Raw genomic sequence first — 17,815 nt, 5'->3', positions numbered from 1 at the left:
AATCGGTGGTTTGCCAGCGGGTTAGCCGCGAACGGACGACGTTCCGGAGATAAAAGTCGTTGACGTTAATTCTTGCTTACTTTGGCGTTCGCAAAGCAAATTGCCAGGGAGCTGTGTAGGAAGATCTGCGCTATGGGCGGAGATCACAAGGGGGACGTCACCCCTCCCCAAGGGCGGGGTGGCATCGCCGACGAGTTGGCGGCGGCGGGATTCCTGCACGCCACCGAAGTCGGCAGGGGCGGTGCAGGCGTCGTTTACCGTTGCCACCAAACCACACTGGCGAGAAACGTGGCCGTCAAGGTGATGGCCTCAGATCTCGACGGCGACAGCCGGGAACGTTTCCTGCGCGAGGGTTTCGCCATGGGCAGGCTGTCCGGCCATCCGAACATCGTGAACATCCTGCAGGTCGGGGTGACGGAGAGCAGTCGCCCGTTCATCGTCATGCCGTACTACGCGGCCAGTTCGCTGCAGGACCGATTGCGCCAGGCCGGACCCGTTCCGTGGCCGGAGGTTCTGAAGATCGGCGTCAAGTTGTGCGGCGCACTGGAAACCGCGCACCGGTCCGGCACCCAGCATCGGGACATCAAGCCGGCCAACGTCCTCCTCAACGATTACGGCGAACCGCAGCTCAGCGATTTCGGCATCGCCCGGTTTGCCGGCGGATTCGAAACCAGGACAGGCTTTTTCACGGGCACCATCGCCTTCACCGCACCCGAGGTACTGGCCGGGAGCCCGCCGACGTTCACCTCCGATGTGTACTCGCTCGGCGCGTCGCTGTACGCGCTCATCGCCGGGGCGGCGGCACACGAGCGAAAGTCCGGCGAGGAACTCGTCGCGCACTACCTGCGTATCGGTTCGACGCACGTGCCGGATCTGCGGCCCGCAGGAATACCGACCGACGTGTGCGCGGTGATCGAGAAGGCCATGTCTATCGACCCGGCGCAGCGACAGGCCTCGGCGGTCGAACTCGGCCGCGACCTGCAAGCAGCGCAACGGCGCAATGGGTTGACCCCGGATTCGATGGCGCTCAATGAGACCACCACCGGCGAACAGGAACACACTCTCGCCGCTGACCGGCCGCGATTGCCGGGGGTCGGCAGCAACTCCGGCGAGCATCCGCCGAAAGTTAGTGGGCCCCTGCCGTTCGTGAGTCCCCAGCTGCCCATGTCCGATGCGCCGACGTCGCACGCCATGAGCCCGTTGAGCGGACCGTGGCCGACTCCGCAGCCCGCCGGGCCCGCCGTGAACCCGGCGAAGAAGTCGGGCAACCGGAAGACATTGCTCATCGCCGGCGCGGCGGCCCTCGTGGCATTGCTGGTGACCGGTGGGGTGTTCGTCATCTCGAAGAAAGGCGACGACGGCGGCGGTCAGGCCGTCACCGCCGGTGCGGGCCAGCCGACCACAGCGCAAGCCCAGGCGGGCTGGTCCCCGATCACGAACGCACGGGTTGCCCGTCAGGCCGCGACCACCACGGAGGCCGACGGCACCATCTGGATCTTCGGCGGGGCCGGGGCGGACGGTCAGGTCAGCGGGCGTCACGAGGGCTACGACCCGGCCATCGACAACTGGAAGGGCGGCGACGACCTTCCGGTACCGGTGCAGCACGCCATGTCGGTGACGTGGAAAGGCAACCCGGTCGTGCTCGGCGGCTGGCGAACCGAGGGCAGCGACGCCAAGGTCGCGACCGACCAGGTGTGGCGGGTGGTGAACGGGCGGTGGGTGCAACTGCCACCGCTGCTGCAGCCCCGCGCGGCGGGGGCCGCGGCGGTGGTCGGAGATCGCCTGGTCGTCACCGGTGGGGCGGGGGCCAACGGCAAACTGCTCGACACCACCGAAGTCTTCGACGGGACCTCGTGGACGCTCGGCGCGGAGATGCCGACGCACCGATACATGTTGGGCGCCGCGTCGGACGACAAGCGGGTCTACGCGGTCGGCGGAAACGACGGAGCGGTCGACGTCGCCGCCGTCGAGGCCTACGACCCGGCTGCGGACACCTGGACCTCGTTGCCCTCCCTTCCCCAGCCGCGCAGCGACCTCGGCGTGGCCATGGCCGATGGGCGTCTGGTCGCGGTGGGGGGACTGTCCGCCGGACAGGTGCTCAAAACCGTTGCCGTGCTGGACATCACGGCCAATACGTGGGCCGACCTGCCCGAGATGAGCACCCCGCGGCACGGCATGTCCGTCGCTGCGGTGGACAGGTCGGTGTACGTGATCGGTGGCACCACCGGCACCGACGCCGAGGTGACCTCGACGGCGGAGTCTCTGAAGCTGCTGCCGCGCACGTTGCAGCCGGCAGCTGCCTGGCGAGCGTTGCCGGACGCGCCGAGCGCCAGGCTGATGATGGCGTGGACGGTGCTCGACGACAAGATCTGGGTGGCCGGGGGCATGACCCACGGAGACACGCTTCAGATAGTGCAGAGCTTCGATCCGCAGACGGGGTCATGGCAGCCGCAGCCCCCGCTGCCCGTTCCCCTGCACCACGCGACGGCGGCCACCTACCGCGGTGAGGTGGTCGTCATCGGAGGCTCCAGCGATCAACTCGCGCACGGGTCGAACAAGGTGTACGCACTGCGCGGGAACAGCTGGGTGGAATTGCCCAGCCTCACGCATGCCCGTACGGCGGCGGCCGCAACGGTGGTGGGCGACAAACTCATCGTCGTCGGCGGCCAGAACGAGAAGCAGGTCGTGCCACAGACCGAGGTCTTCGACGGCCAGTCCTGGACGGATGCGGCCGACATCCCGACTCCCCGTGAGCACCTGGCCGCGGTATCGGATGGACAGTATCTGTACGCCGTCGGTGGACGGTTCCTGTCCGCCGACAAGAACTCTGCGGCGTTCGAGCGGTTCGACCCGGCGTCCGGGGAGTGGACAAAGCTGGTGGACATGCCGACGCCCCGCGGCAGCTACGGTGCGACGTTCATCGACGGCCGGATCGTCGCGGTCGGCGGCGAGGAACCCACCCGGGTGCTCACCGCGGTGGAGATGTACGACATCGCCCAGAAGAAGTGGATTCCCTTGTCGCCCATCGCCACTGCGCGACACGGCGAGGTGGTCGCCGCCGTCGCCAAAACCGTGTATGCCATCGGCGGTGCGGACCGCCCGACGCACGAAGGCGCCGTCGGGGCGGTGGAGGCGTTGGACTTCAACTAGGCGACCACGGGTCGCCGGTATCGATCGAAGGGAGTGAATACGGTTTTATACCAACGGAATTCGACGTCCCCGGACGCCCGGCGCCACCCACCCCGTCCACTCATCCGCCCCAGCTGGAGATTCTCATGACCCTTCCACGCCGATCCCGGCGAGTCCTTTCGGCCTGCACCGTGGCGATCATGGCCACGGCGACCTTCTTCGGTGTCGCCGCGCCGACGGCCCACGCGTTCTACGTGCTGAATCACGAGGCGATCACGCGTGCCGCGCTACCTCCTGACCAGGTCGCCCAGGATGCCCTGATCGAGATCCTCGTCGGCCCACCCCCCGGTAGCGGCGCTGCGGGAAGTGATGCGTTCGCCAACGACGACTGGCGCCACCTCGACAATGCGGTCACCCCGGTGGACATCTGCGCGCGGGCGCGCACCGCGTGGGACGCCTTCTCGCCGGTCCTGTTGAGCGGATCTGTCATGGCCGGCGACGTTCTGGTGGACGGGCCTGGCGCGCGCGCCGCATTCGGCGCTCTGCTGCACACCCAACAGGACTTCTATTCGCATACCAACTGGGTGGAATCCGCGGTCGCCGCGAATGACCCGTACCGGATCGCTCCGCCGATCTTCCCCGCCTGCAATCCGGCCGATTTCCCGGTCGATCTGCACACCGGATTCTTCAGCATGGACTTCTCCCAGGAGTTCCCGTTGCAGGGATGTCCGGCGGCCGGTCCACCGCCGCCGTTCCAGGAGTGCCACTTGACCCTGAGCAAGGACGGCCCTGGCGACATTCGCGGTAGCCAACCGGCAGCAGGCACGAACCTCAACCTCTACGACGTCGCGACCCGCTCCGCCACTGCGGCCAGCACGAATCTGTACCACCAGATCCGTGGCCTCGTCGCCGGCACCAATGGCGAACCGGCGGCCAACATGCTGTTCACCACCGGTGGCGGCGATTGGATTTCCCCGCAACTACGCGACGTGTATCAGGGGATCGCGGGGCGGGTCCGGTGATCGGTGGCGCGGTGGCTGGGCCGCAGCACCTCATCGCCTATCGGCCGAGCCGAGGGGCATGCGGGCTGTGGGTGAGCCCGGCAGACACCGACGCGGTGAGATCCGCGAACGCCTGCCGGGTTTTGCGGTTCAGCAGTTCCATCGAGATCTCGGCACCCTCGGCGAGGTGATCGTCGAACGGGATGACCACCACGTCACGCACCCGGGCCTTGAAATGTTGTGTCAGCCTGTTGATGTCAACGGGTACACCGCCGGGTCGGGCGGAGCTCAACACCACGGTGGCCTCCGGCACCAGGTGGGCGTGACCGTGGTGCTGCAGCCAGTCCAAGGTGGCAAGGGCGCTGCGGGCTGAATCGATCGCCGGGGACGCCACCAGCACCAGCGCGTCGGCCATGTCCAGCACTCCGGTCATGGCCGAATGCGTCAAGCCGGTGCCGCAGTCGGTCAGGACGATGTTGTAGTAACGGTCCAGGATGTCGTGCACAGCCCGATAGTCGGCCTCCGAAAAGGCCTCGGACACAGCGGGATCCCGCTCCGAGGCGAGAATCTCCAGCCGGCTGGCGCTCTGTGAGGTATGCCGTCGTACGTCCGAGTAGCGGAAGATCTCTTGATCTGCCAACAGGTCTCGCACGGTGGAGCGGGTGGTGTTGGGGCCGCGTTGGGCCAAGGTACCGAAATCTGGGTTGGCGTCCACCGCTATCACCCGGTCACCACGGGTGGTGGCGAACATCGATCCCATGCACACCGTGGTGGTGGTCTTACCGACGCCACCCTTCAAGGACAGCACTGCGATGCTGTAGGCGCCTCGCGCGGGTTGCGCGGGCCGCAGCGAAACTCCCGAACCCGGTTGTGAACCAGTGGGGTTGACGGTTCCGCCCGTCATCCGGTTCATGGCCTTGCGCCAGCTATTCTGCTGGGCCGGCTTGCGGCGCAACAATCCGAGATCTTCGGCCGTGGTCCGGGCGGCATGCTCGGGGGCGGGGGCGTCAGGGACCGCGTTGGTGAAATTGGTGGCGATCGGGGCGACCCCAGGGGACTGCGGAGCGACGGGAATGAGGATGGGCCCGGTGGGGTCTTCGGAATTCTGCGGATCGCCCGGATGCCGAGGTGTGGTCACGGCGTCACGAACTCAGATTGAGGGTCTGCAGGATGGCGCCCAGAGCGGCCTTCATGTCGACCGCCTCGATGCGCATCAGGGCCTCCTCGTCGAGTTCGGACAGGTCGGTTCCGTGGCTTTCGCTCAGCCGGTACTCGCGCTCCTCTTCGGCGGACTCGATGACGTTACGCACGAACCGGCCGTTGCCGGCGAGGTCGATCACCCTCCGCGGCTTGCCCTCTTGATCTGCCGAGTCCTGGTTGTACAACCGCGTGCACGTGTCGACCAACTCGTTGTAGGCATCCGAGCTGAGCTCGGAATCGCGGGCCCGCGCGGTCAGTCGGCCGATGTCGCCGAGCTCGGCCGGTGTGTAGGAATGGAATCGGATCCGCTTCGTGAAGCGCGACGACAGGCCTTCGTTGGCGGCAAGGAAACGATCGATCTCGGTGTCGTACCCGGCGATGATGACCACCAACCGGTCCCGGTCGTTCTCCATCCGGGCCAGCAGGGTGTCGACTGCCTCCCGCCCGAAGGCGTCGCCGCCGGAAAGGCCGGTCTGGATCAGCGTGTAAGCCTCGTCGATGAACAGCACACCGTCCATCGCGCTGTCGATCAACGCCGAGGTCTTGATCGCGGTGCTGCCCAGATGTTGCCCGACGAAGTCCTGACGCTTGGCCTCGATGACCGCGGGGGTCTTCAGCAAGCCCAGGCCACAGTACGTTTGGGCGACGATCCGGGCGATGGTGGTCTTACCCGTGCCGGGCGGCCCGGTGAATGCCAGGTGCAGGCTGCGCGCCGCGGTGGTCAGGCCCTTGTCCTCGCGGACCTTCGCCAGCCGCGCTGCCGACCTCAACTTCGCCACCTGAAGCTTCACGTCGGCCAACCCGACTTGGCGGTCCAGTTCCTCCTGGGCAGCGCGCAGGTATTCGTTGCCACGTTCGGTGAGGCTCTCGGCGTCGACGTCGGCGGCCGTTCGTGCTGTTGCCGGGTCCCATTTGTCGGTGCGGGAGTCGATGGTTTCCTTCGTCGTCACGATCAACCGGTACTTGGGGTCGTGCAGGGCGGCGTAGTTCGCCTCGAATCCCGGTTCCTCGCTGTAGATCCTTTCGAAGATCTGCCGGGCCTCGGCTTCGTTGCCCATCTCGCGCAGGGTGAGACCTTTGCAGAACTCGGCCGCGCGCTGGGCGGCCGGGATGGGGCCTTCGACAGCCTGGTCCAGCCGGCGCAGTCCCTCACCGAACAGGCCCATCTGCGCACAGGCAGATCCGACCATCAGATGCGCGCCCGCCGAGACGTACTCGTCCCGGAACGAACCCGACGCGGCCAAGGCCGTGAGCACATCGGGCCAGCGCTGGGTGGTGAAGTGCAGGACGCCGCGGACATAAGCGCAGATCTCGTCCGATGCCGAATCGTCGGGCATCTGCGCCCTCAGAGCGCCGAGGCTGTCGAGGGCCTTCTCGGCCTCTGCGTAGTCCTGGCCCTGAATCATGCTGGCCGCGTATGCGAGCCAGACCTCGGTCAGCGAGCTCAGCGTGTAGTCGAGGTAGAGGCCGGTCTGGAATCGACCGCTGAGGACCCGCGGGGCCAACCCGAGGCGGCGTTGCTCACGGCCCAGATTCTTGCTGGTGCGATGCAGGTGGTGGATGACCTCAGGCGTGGACTCGCCGGTGGCGGCCCGGCCCAGCCAGGCATCGCACATGTCCGGGTCGTATTCGGTGGCCCGCCTGAAGGCCAGCGCGGCGTACTGGACATCGCGCTCAGTCTCCAACCCGTCGATCGGGATGCCGAGTGAAAGCACGCCGGCGTCGAAGACCCGCTGCGCGTCCCTGGTGCCACCACTCATGCGTGGAATACCTGTCCTTGACTTCGTTCAGCGGGCGGGTTTCGCGGAATGCCGGCATAGGTTCTCAGCGCCCCGGCGCAGAGATTGCTGCCGTCCGGCCGATCGCCAGTGTACTAAGTTCGAGGTTGGACAGCGCCGGAGGTGGGGAGGTGCATCGCATGGTCGACCGTATCGATCGCCCTGTTCGATCGCCGGGGGGCGGCATCCAGGTACTGACGACGGATCGCGGCCTGCCGATTCGTCTGAAGCTCGAGCAGCGCGAACTCAACCGCGCGCCACAGGACCTCGCGAGCGAGATCTTGGCGCTTTGCCAGCTGTCGGCGAAAAGATCGCAGGTTCAGATCCGGCAGGAGATGGCCGCGCGCGGGACGAGCCCACACATTTTGCGTGAGATGAATCTGGCGACCGAGGACGAATTCAATGCGGCAAAGGCGGCACTGTTCGGTGACCAGGGCGACGACGAGCCGCCCGCCACGTGGATGAGGTCGGTATGACCAGCCTGGCGGAATCGCTCATCGCCCGGGTCATCAAACAGCGTGATCTGCTGCAGGCCATGAACGAGCACCTCAAGTCCATCTCGGTGCGGGTGACCAGCAAGGACCAATCCGTCAGCGTCGAGGTCGACGGAATGGGTGCCATGACCGGGTTGTGGCTGACCGACGGGGCGTACCGGCACGGGGCAGACGGATTGTCCAAGCTGATCGTCGACACCGCCCAGGCGGCAGCGAAACTTGCGATGGACCGGCAAAGTTTCCTAGTCAAAGAATTCAACGAACGAATGGCTGGGTTGCAGAAATCCCCCCTGACCAGGTGGGACGGCAATACGGTCCTACCGTCGTGAGTGGCGAATTTGCTGAACGGAAAATTCTTTTCGGCCCACAGCGCTCCTGCAGGATATGATCGATCTCAATGTGAGGTTGCGACGACGTCGCACTTAGGGGGAGGGGTCCCTTATGACAGGCCAAGATCTCGGAGCCGATTTTCCTGGTATGGAGACGGTGAACACCGTCCAGCAGACGGCCGCGTCCATGATCTCTGCAGCCGGAACCGTCGATTCGGAGGCGATGATGATGGCGGTCGCGCAGGCGATCGGTCCCATCGGTGCAGCTCCGTACTTCGCGCCCTACGGCATGGCGCAGTCCAGCAATCTCGCGGCGACTCTGCTGACCGCGATGGTGCACGCCGGTATCGGCGCTGCCACCGAGGGATCGAAGCTGGGTTACATCGCTGCCGACAGCGTGTAGCAACGGGTCGTCATGCCGATCACTCCGTCTCCGGCTCCGATCAATCCGGGCACGGCCAGCGGGCCAGCGTTCGTGCCGTCGAACCCGACGGGACAGCTCGCCCAGGTCATGCCGGGGTTTGATCCGACTCCGATCATCAACGCGCAGGAACAGGTTCTCTCGGACTATCTGAACCAGCCGGTGCAGGACATCCTGGCCAAGCTCGGTCTGCCCGCGCTTCCCGATGGTGCGCCCCCACCGGGTGCAGCGTCGCCCGAGGGCACGCCCACAGGCGCCAACCCGATGGATCCGAGCTCGCTCATCCAGCCCGTCACCGATGCGCTCGGCACGCTGGGCGACGGCCTCTTCAAGAATCTCGATCCGACCAAGATGTTCGAGGGTATTTCCAAGGCCTTCGAGTCCGCAGGCAGCTCGGTCCAGCAGGCGCTCGGTTCGCTGTCGGACGTCTGGTCGGGGGCGGGTGGTCCGGCTTCTGCCGCCAAGACCGGTGAAGCCCTGGCAAACGGCGCTGAGGTCGGCGCACAGTCGGCAGGCATCGGCGGCAACGTGGCGACGTCGGCGGCCAATGTGCAGCAGGGCCAGGCACGGTTGATCGAGATTATCAACGAGTTCCAAGCCAAGATCGATGCGATAGGCCCGAACATTGTCTTCCCGTGGGGCCAGGCGCAGGCGGTTGAGGCTGCTACGCAAGCCATCTCGATGACCACCGAGGTGATCACCGAACTGCAGAGCACGTTGGGTGCCCAAGGTGCTGCGGTCGCCGCCACCGGCGCACCGGTCGCGGTCACCGCGGCGCCTGAGATGGGCGCCCAGATGATCGGCCCGATGATTCAGGTGGCCACGGGCATGGCGTCCCCGCTGATGCAGATGGCGACTCAGGGTCTGTCTCAGGGCATGCAGGCCGTCACCGGGGCGGTCCAGACCGGTGTCGAGACCGCGACCGGGCTGGCTTCCAGTCTCGGCGGAGCGGCCGGTGGCGCTGCCGGGGGGCCCGCGAGCGGTGCTGGCGGTGCCGCGGCGGCCCTGAGCAAGATGGGCGGCGCTGCGGGTGGTGGTGGCGCCCACGTCGGTGGCGGCGGCGGAGGGGGCGGCATTGCCGCGATGGCGCCGTCGCGGGCGATGACGCCGATGTCGGTACCCGCCTCGGAGGGTGCGGCGGTGCAGAGCGTCGCCAAGGCCGGCGGTGCGAGTGTCGCCGGTGGCGGGATGATGGGCGGCGGTGGCGCCATGGGCGCCGGCGCCGGTCACGGTGGGAAGGCCGGTGTGGACGGTAGTGGTCACAACGCCGCGAGCTTCTTGCACACCTCCGACCAGGGCGGTGAAATCGTCGGCGATCTCGGCAATGTGGCTCCGCCGGTGATCGGCGAGGTCGACCCCAATGACAGCCCAGATATCGAACTGCGAATTTAGGACAGGAGATTCGACATGGCGAACACCAATGATTTCGCGATGGCGCCGGCAGAGGTCGCCGATGCCACCAAGCAACTCGACGAGCTGGCGAGTCGGGTGGAGAAGGTTTTGCAGACCGAGGCGCCGAACCTGACGGTGACGGCGTCCGGTCGCGACGAGGTGTCCCAGCAGGTCGCCACGACGCTCAACCAGGTGCACGACGCGTTCGGCAAATCCTCCGAGCAGGGCATCAACGAGATCCGCGAGATCTCGGCCACCCTGCGGCAGCACTCTGACAATGTCGTGGCAGCCGACCAGGATTTCGTCGTCTGAGAACGCATGGATCATGACGCCGTTCGCGGCATCTGATTTTCGAGGGGGGGTTGGAGCATGGGGTTCACCAACGTGAACTGGGAGTCGCGCAGCACGGAGCAGCTTGCCCGTGATCTGACCGACGGTCCCGGACCGAATTCCGTGGGTCAGGCGGGGGCCGCGTGGGTTCGGGTTGCCAACGAGTTGGCTTCTGTATCAAGTGATTTCGACAAGGTCATCGAGCGGATCAAATCGTCCTTCGCCAGCCAGGGCTCAGACGCGGCCACGCGCAAACTCGAAGAGTTCGGGCAGTGGTTGCAGGCGGTCAGCCTCAGCGCCGCAGCCAACGGCCAGCGTGCCGAGCAGGCCGCCGTGGCCAACACCGTGGCGATCCTCGCGATGCCCAGTGTCTCAGAAGCCATCGAGGCCAAGGCATCTCAGGACATGATGGCCTCGCTGGCGGCGTACAACGGTGCCGTCCTCACGGGCACCTTCGCCGAGTTCGACGAGGCCGCGACGGCCGACCAGGCGAACGCGGCGGCGGTCATGGCGCAGTACGAGGATGCGTGTACCGAACTCGCACAACCGTGGGACCAGCCCCTGCCGCCCGATGTGGCCAAAGGGGACGCGCTCAAGGCGGAACAGGACGCCAAGGCCGGTGAAGGCTCCGGCGGTGGTGGCGGGGGCGGTGGAGCCGGCGTCGCCCCGCCGCCGTTGACCCCGTTTCAGGTCAACAGCGCCGGATCCAGCAGCGAACCGAAGAACCTGCAGAAGGTCGCCGCAACCGGTGCCGGCGGGGCAGGCATGGGCGGTGGCGGATACGGTCCGATGTCGGGTGCCCACGGCCGTGGCGACAACAACCGCGAGCACGAATCATCCATCCCGGCGGCGTCTTTGGATGGTGGCGGTGAGCCTGGTGCCGGGCTGTCCGACAACGGCGGCGCATGGCTGCCCGCGGCGGCGCAGAGCGACGCCCCCTTCTCGGTGGCCAACGTCAGCTGGGGCCCCAACACCTCCGTGTTCGACGAACTCGTGGTGCCCGACGGGCCGGAGGCGCCGAGCTTCGCCGAGGAGCCCGACCGCGCGCTGGAGCAGGTCTCTGACCGCTGGGTGGCGCCGCCGGTGCTCGGTGTGGACAAGGAGCTGTCGATATGACGGCGCCGGTGGCGCCGCAGTTCGCGCTCACCGACGACGAACTGCAGGTCGCTGCGGCGCGAGTCGGGGTGCAGAGCTTCCCGACCGTGCTGGCTGTACGGCCGAGGCACAGCACTCTCGACAAGCTGGATTCCGCGTTCGATCGTGCCACCCAGGCGTTGGCGGCGCGCGAGTTGATCGTCGACGGCGTCGTGGATCGGGACCTGGTTCCCGTGCTGCAGGTGCTGCAACGCCCCGACCGCGAACTGGCCATGCGGTTGGTGACGCCCGAAGGGACCGCACGCATATGTGTGGCCCGCCGCGGAGCCCTGTGCGTACTGGCTCGCCGGATCGGGCACGACCTGGTGCTGAGAGTGGTGGGTCATGGAGTCGAACTGCGTGACGCCGCGGCTGCCCTGATGGCGGAGTTGCCGCGATCCGCGGCGGCGGAGGTCACGCCGGTGGGCGCACCGCTGCGGTCTGTAGCCGAAAAGCTCTCTGGCACACACGATCCGGCCGGTCTGGCGGACCGCATCAGAGCGCTCGGAGCCGAGCCCCGGGCGGCCATGTTGCTTGGGTCAGCGCTCGCGTCCCGGCAGGCGTTCGCCGAGATCGTCTATCACGCGCTGATCGACGACGAAGGCCGCATCGCCCGCTCTCCGGCCGCGGTCGGGGTGTTCTACACCAAGCGTGGTCGCATCGTGGCCGCCCCGAGCGCTTCCCCGGCAGGACAGCTGTGGACGACCCTGAAGGCCGGCTCCGGTCACGCGCTGGGTCAGGCGATCGGCCAGCTGGTGGAGCTTTCCGACGAGGGATGGGGGGACCTTTAACGGGAATGCGTGACGGCCCAGAGGCTCAAAGACCATGGAACACAAAACATTGCGATCACAGAAAGAGAAGTGACACATGACAGTTTCACTCACCCCGGCCGAAGCCGAGGCGAAGATCGAGCAGATCACCGCCGCGCGTGACCAAGCCGTGCAGAAGCTGAACCAGATCGAGGACGCCCAGCAGCAGATGCTGTCGGCCTCCTGGCACGGCGATTCGGCCGGTAGCTACGGCCGCGTGTCGCAGGGACAGCGCGAAGAGTACGACCAGATCATCTCGACTCTGAACAACATCGTCGAAAAGGGCTCCGAGCACATGCGCTCGGTCGCCAACCTGGACCAGGGCTAAGAGAGGGAGACAATCATGGCTGACGGAATTCTCTACAACTTCGGCGCCAACGCCGGACACCTCGAAGACATCACCGGGATGACCAACGCCATCCAGGATGTGCGCGAAGACATCCAGACCATCTTCCAGACGCTGGCCGAGGTGTACGAAGGTGAAGGCGCACTCGCGCTGAACCAGGCGCACCAGCAGGTCAACAACATGCTGGAAGAGGCGCTGAACACCACGGTGAACACGCAGAAGCAGGCGCAGGAGCAGCAGGACGCCATGCAGGCGATGGACCGGGCCAACGCCGCCGCGTTCTGACCGATGACCGTGGAGTCCGGGCCCGGCGTTCGGCTGGGCCCGGACCTCACGGCGCATGACCATCAGTTCGATGCCGTGTGGAGGGCTGGGGAATGGCTGACGACAATCAACTCGGAACGCTCACCGACCAGATGAAGGGTTGGCAGGCGGGCTCCGGCGATGCGGACCTGAAGATCTCGGTGGCCGGCCGGGACCAGTACGTGAAGGCGATCGACGCTTTGCACTCGGATCTGGTGTCCGCGAAGACGCAACTCGCCCAATTGAAGGCCATCGGGAACCCTGGAACCTACGACTCGGCCACCGACACCAAGGCCGGCCTAGAGGGCGACGCCCACACTCTTGAGGAAACGCTGACCGGATACATCGCCTATCTGGAGGCCTACAAACAGACCGTGATCGACGCGTGCAACCGCATGATCCAATCTGGGTAGACAGTTCGGTGACATTGCGGCATCGGGACGGAGGCCATCGTGTGCTGGAGTGATATCGGCGACGGTATCGAGAGCGGCGCCGAGTGGCTCGACAATTGGGGCGAGGAAACGCTGGGCCTGCCGGGCATGTTCACCGACTGGACCAGCTACGACGGTGAATACGACCCGTTGAAGGGCAAGATCGACCTTTCCGACATGCCGGGTGGAAATCCGCTCAAACCGCTTGACGTGGCTCCCGGTTCGTACACGACCGTGAGCTTCGACGATGTGTACAACCACATGAAGGACGCGGGCGAGGACATCACCAACGGGCACGGCGCCATCTGGGAGACCATCGCCAACAAGATGTCGCAATCCGTGCGTGACTACCGGACGTTCCTGGAAGGAATGAAGGGCTCGGAGCACAACTGGGTCGGTTCGGCCGCGGACGCGGCAAAGCAGAACATCGACGCGTCCTTCACTCAACTGAACGGCGCCTCACAAGCCGCGACGGGCATGGTGCATCTCTCGCCGGCGTTTGCCACGACCATCGGCAACGTGGTGCGCGAAGTCGTCCACCGCAAGAGCGACTACGACGACGACATGAATTCGTGGCCGGAGCACCGGAACGAGATCAAGCAGGAGTACGACACCCTCGCGCAGCAGGTGATGACCAACTACGCGTTCAACATCGGCCAGATCGCCTCTCGCAACCCGGATCTGACCGGCGGTGTGCCCACCCCGCAGAATCCGGGACCGGCTGCCCCCACGAACCGGCCGAACATCGGTGGCGGCAGCGGTGGCGGCGGCGGTGGTGGCGGAGGTGTCGGCGCGGGCGGCGCGGGCAAGCCGGATTTCAAGATTCCGGACAAGCTGACTGCCTCGCCGCTCGACCTCGGCAAGTCTGATCAGTCTCAGCCGACCACCCCACAGGGGGGGATGCCCGAATTGCCGACGGACGCGCTGTCGGATGCCGCCGGTGCCGCCCAGGACGCGGTCGGGCAGGCCGGCGACGCCGCCAAGCAGGCCCTCGACCAAGCCCTCGGTGCCATGAATGGCCCGCAGTCCCAAGGTCTTCCGGAGGGAATGCTCGGCCTGGGCCCGAACGGCCTCAAAGGTGAGGCCGCGAAGGGGCTGGGTTCCGGCGGCGGCGCCAAGGGCGGCGGTGGCGGTTCAGGTGTGCGTAGTGCACCGTTGGCGCGCAACATGGGCATGTCCGCCTCGCCGGCGAGTGCAGCAGGTAGCCCCGTGCAGGCATCCAGAGCCGGTCTCTCGGCGGGATCCGGGTCCGGCTCGGCAGGTGGTGCGGGTGCTCCGGCCGCAGGACATCGCGGGGCCGGTTCGGACGGATCGGTCCATAAGGCGAACAAAGCGTTGCGGCGCAGGAAGAACGGCGAAGAGGTGGCCGGTACTGCCGAGGCGGTGGTGGCGGTTGTCGGTGACGATGCGCAGCAACCGGCCGCCGGTCCCGCGGCGGCGTCCGCCGACAAGTGACGGCACTGTCGGCGCTGGCCCTGTTGTTGCCGGCCCCGGTGCCGATTCCGGCCGCGGTGCGCAACACGAGCGGCTGGCACGGGGTCTGCGAGTTGCCGGACCGGTCGCCGGCCGAGATGGCCATCCACGCCGGGCGGGCGGCCGTGCTGGCGTCGGGAGTGGATGCAGGGGACGTCGGGTGGGCGCTACACGCGGGCTCGGGCTACCAGGGTCCGATGGGATGGCCTGCACACCACCACATCAAGCAGGGTGTGCTGGGGCATTCCGGTAACGCCATGGAACTCAAGCAGTATTGCGCGGCAGGCTTGACCTCGTGGTTGGTCGCTGCGGGACTACAAGCCGGCACTGCGGCCGGGGCCGTCGTCTGTACCGGTGCCGACAACTGGTCCTGGGGTGATCGGTTCGCGGCACTTCGTTCGGTCGGAGGCGAACCCTTCTCCGATGTCGCCCACGCCGCGTTGCTCACCACGACGGGAGGTTTCGCCGATATTCTCGGCACGGGAACGGCGAGCCAGCCTGGCACCGTCGATCTGTGGCGAACCAGAGACGGCTTCGCCGAGCACGCGTCCATGGACGACTACCAGGCGTCCTACCGCCGGGCGGTGTCCGCAGTGGACGCGGATTCCGCCCGCAACTGGGTCCGCGTGCTGGCCACCGCTGCGCGCGCCGCGCTGGTCAACGCGGGTGTGAGCCCGCAATACGTCACGCACTTCGTTCCGCATGGCTCCGGAAGCGGTGAACCGTACCGGATGCTGGCGAGGAAGATGGCATTACCGTGGTCGGAGTCGCTGCATGAATATCAGCTCCAACAGGGCTACCTGGCCGCCAGCACCCAGGCGGCCGGATTGGTCCGTTGTTGTGAAACGGGATTGGCGGCAGACTCGATCGTGCTGTTGCTCGCGGCGGAGTACCAGGTGAGCGCGACAGCCGTTGTCCTGCGTATGCGGAGAGCACCGTCGGTACAGACCGATGGCGATCTGAAGGTGGTGGCGTGAGGCGTATTTCGATGAAGCAGGTCGGCTCGATCTCGGTGGTTGACCTCACCGCTGTGAGCACCCACTACGGTCGTGACTTCATCCCTTTTCCTTTCATGCAGACCCGGGCCCCGGCCTTCTCGCCGGAAGCCTTCGCGCTGCACGAGCGGGATGTGGTCGACCGCTTCCAGCGTGGCGACCTGCAGGTGCTGCAGAACTGGGCGGGCACGTACACCCGCGCCGACATCAGGGTGGAGGCACATGTCCAGTTCGTCGCCCGGGACGCCACGAGTATTCGTGTCGTCGCGCATCGCAAGGGCGAACTGGGCTACCTGGCCTGCCAGGACGATGCCGACGTCATCGAGATGTTCTCGCTGTCGCCGTACGATTTGGGTGGGGCGGTGGCCGACGCGATGGGTGACATCGCGCCCGGCTCCCAGTCGGCCATCACGGTCCCTGAATACCAGGGCCGGAGAACAGATGTCGATGCCGAGTTCGAGTTGGCAGTGCGCGCACACAGCGACGTCGCGGGCGCCGTGCGCGTTCCACGGAGTTCTGTCGCGGCGGTCGCCACCGTGCAGAGCCATTGGCGGCCTACGCGGCGGTGGGGAGTGGACCGGGGCAAGAATGCGCTGGTGTGGCTACGTGTGCGTGATGATGGGGACTATCTGTACGCACCGGACTTCGATGTGGCGCAGCCGATATCGAAAGATCGGCTGGCCGATCGCATCGATCGGCTGATCGCCGACGATGTGGCGGTGCTACGCCAATTCCGAAGTGGCGCATAGGTTCTCATCCGGCCGTCAGCGCGGTGACCTCATCCCGGGTTGCCTGGATGAGTCCGGTGCCGACCTGCCAGAGATGCATCGAACCGTCCGGCTGCTCCGGGTCGATCTGCCAGACCGTCTGGCAGGTGCTGGGATCGACCGCGGTCACGGTGCTGGAGGTGAGTCCGCCACCGGTGATGATGATCGAGCCGTCGGACCCGATGTAGTCGTAGCCGAGGTTCAGCGCGCATACCGGACCAGCCGTTCCGCTTGTGAGATCCCACTGCTGCCAGCGGTCCTCGGTGCCTGGCTGGCTGATGAACAGGCGGGTGCCCACGATCTTGAACGTCACGTCGGCGTCGGGTGCGGCTAGGGACTGCACCAGGGCGCCGGACGCGGAGAGGACCAGCCACTTCGCCGGGTCCGAACGAAGCCGTGCCATCGGCATCACGGCGTTGTCCACAGCTGTCAGATCATCCGATTCGTCCTGGTAGCGGCCCACGGGATGGCCGTCGGTGTCGTAGAAGAGCAGCCCGTCGTGGTGACCTGCCTCCTGGAAGCTGTAGGCGAAGCCGCCGTTGTAGACCAACGACTTTCGTATGGCGGTGCCCTCCGGCGGGCTGGGTGTCAGGTCTTTGCCGTCGATGACGGAAAACACCCGATACGGTGCGTCCGGAGTGTCCGGCGACGCGTTCTGGGAAGCGATCGTCGGTGCCGGCACGCCGGTCGGTTCGCGGTAGCCCGGGTCGAAGATCTCACCGCCACCGGGGACGAACCACGTTCGTTCGGCCTTGGGCCCGATCCCGTAGACGCCCTCGCCCTCGCGGGCTGCGACCAACCGCGTTTCGCCCGGGTGGCTGCCGATGGCGAACACCGAGTACTTGTCGGCGCCGCTGTCGCCTTGCAGGTGCAGGTCCGTCTCGCCGGTGAAGGTCACCCGGCCCTGGGCCAGATCCACCACCCACACCGTCTGGGGTGTCCCGCCAGTGGGGTTGGCGTCGGTCAGGCACACCGCAACCCCGGGTCCGTTGCCGTAGCACTCGCCCAGTGGATAGCCGCGAAATCCCGGCAGTTCAACCGGTGGGAACAGGGGTTTGCCGGACTTGGTGTCCACGCCGTAGACCCAACCCGACGACGATGCGCCTGCCGGGTCGGTCCGGTCGGAGAGGAAGTACGCCTTGTCCTCGATACCTGCGAACAGGGTGCCCACCCCGACCCCGTCGGGCAGGCCGATCTCGGCGGCGCTGAGCCGCCAACCGGGTACCGGCTTGCGGCTCAACGGAAACGATACGAGGCTGTCCTGCGGGGATCCGATGACGGCGTCAATGTGCTTGTCCGTCCCGTGAAGTGCTCGCCAGGTCAGCACGCCGCCGGCCACCAGCACCGCGATGAGTGCGAATGCGAGCGCCGCGAACAGGATTCGCCGCCGCCGGCGGTTGGCCGGCGAGGGCGCGGTGTGTGGCGCCTCGACCCATCGAAACCCGTTCTGTGGTGGCCGATTCGGCCCGGGAGTGGTCACGTT

At 66.6% G+C, this 17,815-nt stretch carries 17 protein-coding genes and 1 pseudogene; 15 read left to right on the top strand and 3 right to left on the bottom strand.

Annotation, left to right across the window (positions count from 1 at the left end; all coding sequences use genetic code 11):
• Nucleotides 1-132 precede the first annotated feature (132 nt).
• Nucleotides 133-3,150 carry a Kelch repeat-containing protein gene (locus AC1DY7_RS03640; protein ID WP_477492300.1) on the top strand — a complete coding sequence of 1,006 codons (3,018 nt, stop codon included), beginning with the start codon at nt 133-135 and terminating at the stop codon, nt 3,148-3,150.
• 179 nt (nt 3,151-3,329) lie between these two features.
• Nucleotides 3,330-4,151, top strand: coding sequence for a hypothetical protein (locus AC1DY7_RS03635; protein WP_477492299.1), 822 nt, complete (start codon nt 3,330-3,332; stop codon nt 4,149-4,151).
• Nucleotides 4,152-4,188: 37 nt separating this feature from the next.
• Here the strand turns inward: AC1DY7_RS03635 and AC1DY7_RS03630 are convergent.
• A pseudogene (locus AC1DY7_RS03630) lies at nt 4,189-5,205 on the bottom strand (MinD/ParA family ATP-binding protein); the annotation flags it as partial.
• A 67-nt stretch (nt 5,206-5,272) separates the two neighbouring features.
• Nucleotides 5,273-7,090 carry a type VII secretion AAA-ATPase EccA gene (gene eccA / locus AC1DY7_RS03625; RefSeq protein ID WP_477492298.1) on the bottom strand — a complete coding sequence of 606 codons (1,818 nt, stop codon included), beginning with the start codon at nt 7,088-7,090 and terminating at the stop codon, nt 5,273-5,275.
• Between the two features lie 158 nt (nt 7,091-7,248).
• Between eccA and AC1DY7_RS03620 the strand changes: the two genes are divergently transcribed.
• The 13 genes from AC1DY7_RS03620 (at nt 7,249) to AC1DY7_RS03560 (ending at nt 16,314) form a co-directional block, all read left to right on the top strand.
• Complete coding sequence (locus AC1DY7_RS03620; protein WP_477492297.1) at nt 7,249-7,584, top strand: hypothetical protein; 336 nt, start codon at nt 7,249-7,251, stop codon at nt 7,582-7,584.
• Nucleotides 7,581-7,931, top strand: coding sequence for a YbaB/EbfC family nucleoid-associated protein (locus tag AC1DY7_RS03615; RefSeq protein ID WP_477492296.1), 351 nt, complete (start codon nt 7,581-7,583; stop codon nt 7,929-7,931). Before AC1DY7_RS03620 ends, AC1DY7_RS03615 begins: the two co-directional genes overlap by 4 nt.
• 148 nt (nt 7,932-8,079) lie before the next feature.
• Nucleotides 8,080-8,334 (top strand): hypothetical protein, encoded by a 255-nt coding sequence (locus AC1DY7_RS03610; protein WP_477492295.1) that lies wholly within the window; start codon nt 8,080-8,082, stop codon nt 8,332-8,334.
• A gap of 12 nt (nt 8,335-8,346) precedes the next feature.
• The gene (locus tag AC1DY7_RS03605) at nt 8,347-9,744 is read left to right on the top strand and encodes a hypothetical protein (protein WP_477492294.1); all 1,398 of its coding nucleotides are present in this window, start codon (nt 8,347-8,349) and stop codon (nt 9,742-9,744) included.
• 15 nt (nt 9,745-9,759) lie between these two features.
• Nucleotides 9,760-10,056: a PE family protein gene (locus AC1DY7_RS03600; protein WP_477492293.1), complete on the top strand. Its 297-nt coding sequence runs from the start codon at nt 9,760-9,762 to the stop codon at nt 10,054-10,056.
• Between the two features lie 57 nt (nt 10,057-10,113).
• Nucleotides 10,114-11,190, top strand: coding sequence for a PPE domain-containing protein (locus AC1DY7_RS03595; RefSeq protein WP_477492292.1), 1,077 nt, complete (start codon nt 10,114-10,116; stop codon nt 11,188-11,190).
• On the top strand, nt 11,187-11,999 hold the full coding sequence (locus tag AC1DY7_RS03590) for an ESX secretion-associated protein EspG (protein ID WP_477492291.1): 813 nt from the start codon (nt 11,187-11,189) through the stop codon (nt 11,997-11,999). Before AC1DY7_RS03595 ends, AC1DY7_RS03590 begins: the two co-directional genes overlap by 4 nt.
• Nucleotides 12,000-12,075: 76 nt before the next feature.
• The gene (locus AC1DY7_RS03585; RefSeq protein WP_477492290.1) at nt 12,076-12,345 is read left to right on the top strand and encodes a hypothetical protein; all 270 of its coding nucleotides are present in this window, start codon (nt 12,076-12,078) and stop codon (nt 12,343-12,345) included.
• A 15-nt stretch (nt 12,346-12,360) separates the two neighbouring features.
• Nucleotides 12,361-12,648: a hypothetical protein gene (locus tag AC1DY7_RS03580; RefSeq protein ID WP_477492289.1), complete on the top strand. Its 288-nt coding sequence runs from the start codon at nt 12,361-12,363 to the stop codon at nt 12,646-12,648.
• Nucleotides 12,649-12,740: 92 nt separating this feature from the next.
• Nucleotides 12,741-13,079 carry a hypothetical protein gene (locus tag AC1DY7_RS03575; protein WP_477492288.1) on the top strand — a complete coding sequence of 113 codons (339 nt, stop codon included), beginning with the start codon at nt 12,741-12,743 and terminating at the stop codon, nt 13,077-13,079.
• 39 nt (nt 13,080-13,118) lie between these two features.
• Entirely contained in the window at nt 13,119-14,552 is a 1,434-nt protein-coding gene (locus AC1DY7_RS03570) for a hypothetical protein (RefSeq protein ID WP_477492287.1), read from the top strand.
• Nucleotides 14,549-15,547, top strand: coding sequence for a beta-ketoacyl-[acyl-carrier-protein] synthase family protein (locus AC1DY7_RS03565; RefSeq protein ID WP_477492286.1), 999 nt, complete (start codon nt 14,549-14,551; stop codon nt 15,545-15,547). The genes AC1DY7_RS03570 and AC1DY7_RS03565 overlap by 4 nt, the downstream gene beginning before the upstream one ends.
• Complete coding sequence (locus AC1DY7_RS03560) at nt 15,544-16,314, top strand: ESX secretion-associated protein EspG (RefSeq protein WP_477492285.1); 771 nt, start codon at nt 15,544-15,546, stop codon at nt 16,312-16,314. The genes AC1DY7_RS03565 and AC1DY7_RS03560 overlap by 4 nt, the downstream gene beginning before the upstream one ends.
• A 4-nt stretch (nt 16,315-16,318) precedes the next feature.
• Here AC1DY7_RS03560 and AC1DY7_RS03555 read toward each other — a convergent pair whose 3' ends face one another.
• A complete protein-coding gene (locus AC1DY7_RS03555; protein WP_477492284.1) occupies nt 16,319-17,812 on the bottom strand; it encodes a hypothetical protein in 1,494 nt (497 codons plus the stop codon).
• Nucleotides 17,813-17,815: the final 3 nt, after the last annotated feature.

The organism is Mycobacterium sp. P2_H7, assembly GCF_056403275.1.
The sequence above is the reverse complement of the archived record's forward strand: the minus strand, read 5'-3'. Positions and strand labels throughout refer to the sequence as shown.